Consider the following 4,674-nt stretch of genomic DNA (forward strand, 5'->3'; position numbering starts at 1 on the left):
GTTTGAGTAAGCACTCCCCATCTGTTGCGTCACAGGGGACGTTTTTGTGGCATTGCCGTATGTTGCAAAAAATCCTCTCAAATTCCTGTCAAGCTTTTTTTTATTTTTTTTAGGGGTGAGTAGTTACATTTTTTTTATATTACTTCCATTCTCAATATCCGTTATGAAACCATCCTCAATCCCCAGCAGAACATGACCCTGAACAGGACCGCCGCTGCCGTCAATCATCCAGCCAGCAAAAATAAATTGTTTTTCTTCCATATTTCTCACGGTTCCAGTAAATAACATTCAAACACCTGATTGCCAGGTGTCCATCCGGAAAATCGTAACTGATCACAGGGGCAGCAACTTTATGATGTTATTACCTCTGAACTGTAATTGCTCACAGGTGCCGCAGATTTTTTCAGGCTCTTTTGTTCGCTATAGCCTACTATGCGGACAAAAGAGACCGTGAAAAGCTGGGGTACCTGTGAGTAATTACGATTCGTGAATGGTTTTTTCGTATCCGGTCAGGAGTTTTTTATATGACTGTGCAGTTTTTTCATTATAGTTGAATAGGTTGTGTAAAAATCTTTCCTGCTCAGTTTAGTAGGCAGCACGGCATTCGAAAATGTATAATAATCGAGATCTGTTATTGCAATCTCATTTTTCAGGCGGTGATGGAGCGGCGTGCCTGGAATCGGAGTGAGAATTGACGGAACCGGCAGATCTATTTCGTAGTGGTTGATAAAGTTGTCCAGGGCCTCGAATTCTTCATAACCATAATCGGGAGAGATAATAAAATCGCCGATGACCCTGATCCCCAGTTCTTTCAGGATTTCCAGGGCCTTTATATTGGTGCTGTTGGTACTCTTCTTGTTCAGCATGGCCAGACGGTTGTCATTGATCTCTTCAAAACCGATGACAACGGAAACAAGGCCGGCTTTGGCCCAGAGTTGCATGATCTGCGGGTTATTGACCACGGTGTCGGCGCGGACGTCTGCCACAAAACGTTTTTTAATTCCTCGGTCAAGCAGTGTTTTGGCAAGTTTGCGGGCCACAGCCATGTCGCCGAAGGTGTTGGCGTCGACGAAACGGATCAGGGGTACATCTCCCAGCAGATCAATATCTCGAAGGATTGAATCGCAGGAATGGGACAGATAACGACCTCCCGTAAGGGAAGGAATAGTGCAGAAGGAGCAGCAGTGGGTACAGCCGAATGCGGTGGAAACAAAGCCGACTTTGCCGCCTGCTCCGCTCATGATATAGCTGTCCCTGTGACCGGCTACAAGATCATAGCGTGGAGCCATTGTGTCGACTAAATCTTCAGTACTGTATCGCTTGGCATTGATGGTCAGCTGTCGGTCGTTTCCGACCCTGGCCAGTCCGGGGATGTTATCCGGAGATTTTTTCTGTTCCAGGTGGTGAACTAGGCTGGCGAAAGTTGCCTTGCCCAGGCCTTTTACAACAAAGTCTATATATTTCCGGTTGAAATAGCCGGGATCACATGAGGCATGATGTCCGCCAACAACGATTACGGGGCAGTCCGGCTTGTACCGTTTTTTTATATCCCTGGCCAGTGCCAGAACACTGTTGGCTTCACAGGTCACACCTGTCAGTCCGACGATATCCGGTCGGCCGAAATTTTCGAGGATAGTTTCCAGACAGAGGGGATCGGCTTTGAGATCAGCAATGATCACGTCGTGATCCGGCAGGTTGCCTGCCAGGGTTTCAAGGGCCAGGGGTTCGCCCCGGAAAATCAGTTTAATGGAGGTAATGCCAAATTCTTCTTCAGGAATTGACCTGCCGCTGTTCGGGGGGTTGATAAGGAGAATTTTCATATAATTACGCTCTTGCCTGTATAATACCATAACGCCTTTCCCCGGTCATCTGGATACAGGAGATTTCCTGTCCCCCTGGAGTCGTGGCCATGGCAAAGGCGAGATCCAGGGCGGCGGCAGTTGGGAACTCTCCGTAGAAACGTCGAGGGTCTGCCTGTCTGCTCTTCTTTTTTATGCAGGATGGCGTAGTCCTGGAGCAATCATAACAGACAGTTGTTCCCTGATTTTTCGGGAACACAAAATTATTTCCGGATGTTCTGTCGATTCTCGGTATCTCAAGTATTGAACCTTTTTTTCCACCGCCTTGTTCAAGCAGGAAAAAACCGGCACCTTCTCCCGGGATTGACCGGTAATCCTGGAGGGCTGGATCGCTGCAGTCTGCCGGTTTTTTTTGTATAAAGCGTTTCCGGCTGTAGGCCAGGACTGGATCAAACTCATCAATGCCGCCAACCAGTACCCGTTTGACTTTTTGCTCCATAAGCCAGAGACAGGCCGTCTGCATGGCACTGTGGAAGGAGAGATAATGCTGGCTGATAGTGAGATTGGGGCCGGTTATTCCCAGCAGAATGGCCAGATGTGATGCCGCCTGATTATGAACGGATCTGGAAAACAGCAGGGGAGACGGGCCTTTGTCATTACTCGCGAAAACAGAATCCTTAAACCGGCAGGTGGAACCGATACTGCCATACCCGGTAGCAACAATTATCCCCGTATCATCACCGGACCATTCTTCACGATTTTCACACTTCTCAAACGCCAGAGATGATGCGAGAAGGGCCATTTTTGAAAAATGGTCGGTTCTGCGCAGGAGGTTTTTAGGAAAAAACTTCGCAATTTCTGCAGTTTTGGCCTTGAATACCTCCATATGATGTTTGTCGTCCCAGGAAAGGAGATCAGGTTTTCTTTCTGCGCGACTTACCGCTTCTGTCATTTCCTTAAGACTCGAGCCGAAAGCACCGGTAACGCCGATTCCTGAAATTTTCCAGCTCATTTTTATCTGTTGACCCGAATATAGTCGGCGATAGTGGCCAGCGAATTTAAGACTTCCACACTGGTTTCCTTAGATGTGATGCGAACGCCGAAATGGGTCTGGATCAGGGATACGATTTCTACTGCATCCAGGGAATCCAGGCCAAGTATAGATTCGGGACCTATCAGGGGGGAGTCTGTGTCCATTTCCGCGGCATCCTCTCTGTCCCGCTCACAAGTTGAAAGTATCAGATCCAGCAGCTCTTTTTCAAGGCCCTGGATGTCCGTATATGCCATTGTCTGCTCCGGAAAACGTTTGTCTTGATTTGTTCACCAGTAATACACCAAATATTTTGTAACTGGTCACAGAGGTAATAAAATCATAGAGTTGCTACCCCTGCGGCCAGTTACCATATACTCTATTTTAAATATGTTTGCCACGGGCTATCCCCTTGTCCAAATAATACCCGGCTGTTTTTCTGTTTTACAGTTTCCAGTCGTAAAAACGCAGAAACCGAGCAAAATCATTCATGTCAGATGCCTTGCGGTTCCATGGAAGAAGGCTGGTATAAAACGGATTGCTTGTTTCGTCAGTATTGCCATATTCCTTGTCCATCCCCACATACAGATCAAGGCTTATCAGGCTGAGCAGCAAAGTTTCCCATGGTTTTATCGCACCCCGCACATGTCCCCCCAGGGGCCAGTTACTGTAGTACATACTGGTGGTTTTTCCATCCTGAAGTCGCAGAGATTTTAATTTTGCCAGGAGAAGCAGTTTTGCCGGTACCTTTTGGTATTTTTGTTCAGCTTGTGACGGGATGATCTCAATATTCATAACCCTGTGAACTTCCGGGCGAATCGAGATTATCAATTCGCCGACAGGTTTTTTTATCGCCAAACGGGTTGGTAATATTTCTCCGTAAATGAACTGTTCTTTTGCCGGCCAGCCGACAGGATATGCCTGTCGCGGGAGAAAGCTGGTTGCGGTGATGGACACGTAGCATCCACAGGTATTTGCCGTAGTAATCAGTACAGGGTGTCTGTTTCTGTCAAAAGTGATAATTACGAGAATACCCACGTTTTTTCCTGTTGCCAGATGGAATGGAAAAAGACTGAACGGGATTTCAGAAAAGTGAATCCGGTAAATGAGATTTGTGTATTCGGCATTCGTGGTGGAAAAAGGGCGGCTGTCGAAATAGATAACGGGGGTTCTCGAATCAATAAATACCTCGGCTTTTCTGCTGTTTCCCCGTACACGAACCTGACCCGGTCGATTGTATTTCTGCTGCCATTCATGGATTAAAAAAGAGGGGGAGAGGGTTCTTTCTGTTTGCTGTTTTTCCGGACGAACGAGCCTGATGTTGTCGAATTTATAGAGCTGTTTCGATGAACAGCCTGTTAATAGGGGAGTGCTGAAAAGGAGAAAAACGATGAAGCGGAAAATATGGTTCATGGGAGACCTCGGCTGGGATCCGGAAGTATGCAGAAGCGAGTATCTTAAGGCATAAGTATTCCCGGTGCAACTGTAATTGGTCGCAAGAGTAGCAACTCTGTGATTTTATTACCTCTGAACCAATGTCGTTAACTTAAGCGATGAGCCCCATTCTGACCTCGTCCGAGGGACGCCATAAACCCGTCCCTGCAGACTATCTTGACAAAGCAGACTCATCCCTGTCCGGCTGAGTTTCATGGGTAATCTGGAATTATTTAATAAAAACAATTTACAGAATTATTCTTCTGCGATTATGCAGCAGTGCGGCGGTACAGAGCAGCAGTCCGAAGCCGAACAGCGCACCCGCTTCGGGCAGGATGGAGTAGAGATTTCCCTGGCGGAGGAGCAGATCGTAAAATCCTGCCTGCCCCCAGTAAAGGGGGGAGAGGATAG

Annotated in this window: 5 protein-coding genes; all 5 read right to left on the reverse strand. The window is 47.4% G+C overall.

What is annotated here, in order from left to right; translation table 11 throughout:
* Positions 1-123: 123 nt before the first annotated feature.
* Positions 124-288 (reverse strand): hypothetical protein, encoded by a 165-nt coding sequence (locus tag ACXLDX_RS06700; protein ID WP_457576419.1) that lies wholly within the window; start codon positions 286-288, stop codon positions 124-126.
* Positions 289-509: 221 nt separating this feature from the next.
* On the reverse strand, positions 510-1,820 hold the full coding sequence (locus ACXLDX_RS06705) for a B12-binding domain-containing radical SAM protein (protein WP_457576420.1): 1,311 nt from the start codon (positions 1,818-1,820) through the stop codon (positions 510-512).
* Between the two features lie 4 nt (positions 1,821-1,824).
* Positions 1,825-2,811 (reverse strand): beta-ketoacyl synthase N-terminal-like domain-containing protein, encoded by a 987-nt coding sequence (locus ACXLDX_RS06710; protein WP_457576421.1) that lies wholly within the window; start codon positions 2,809-2,811, stop codon positions 1,825-1,827.
* 2 nt (positions 2,812-2,813) lie between these two features.
* Positions 2,814-3,086: a phosphopantetheine-binding protein gene (locus tag ACXLDX_RS06715; protein ID WP_457576422.1), complete on the reverse strand. Its 273-nt coding sequence runs from the start codon at positions 3,084-3,086 to the stop codon at positions 2,814-2,816.
* Positions 3,087-3,273: 187 nt separating this feature from the next.
* Positions 3,274-4,242 (reverse strand): hypothetical protein, encoded by a 969-nt coding sequence (locus ACXLDX_RS06720; RefSeq protein WP_457576423.1) that lies wholly within the window; start codon positions 4,240-4,242, stop codon positions 3,274-3,276.
* Between the last annotated feature and the right edge of the window lie 432 nt (positions 4,243-4,674).

The organism is Desulfomarina sp. (assembly GCF_054039375.1).

What these genes read in the sequence shown, in the direction of transcription:
- ACXLDX_RS06700 (WP_457576419.1), bottom strand. Translation starts at nt 288, where the DNA reads ATGTTATTTACTGGAACCGTGAGAAATATGGAAGAAAAACAATTTATT.
- ACXLDX_RS06705 (WP_457576420.1), bottom strand. Translation starts at nt 1,820, where the DNA reads ATGAAAATTCTCCTTATCAACCCCCCGAACAGCGGCAGGTCAATTCCT.
- ACXLDX_RS06710 (WP_457576421.1), bottom strand. Translation starts at nt 2,811, where the DNA reads ATGAGCTGGAAAATTTCAGGAATCGGCGTTACCGGTGCTTTCGGCTCG.
- ACXLDX_RS06715 (WP_457576422.1), bottom strand. Translation starts at nt 3,086, where the DNA reads ATGGCATATACGGACATCCAGGGCCTTGAAAAAGAGCTGCTGGATCTG.
- ACXLDX_RS06720 (WP_457576423.1), bottom strand. Translation starts at nt 4,242, where the DNA reads ATGAACCATATTTTCCGCTTCATCGTTTTTCTCCTTTTCAGCACTCCC.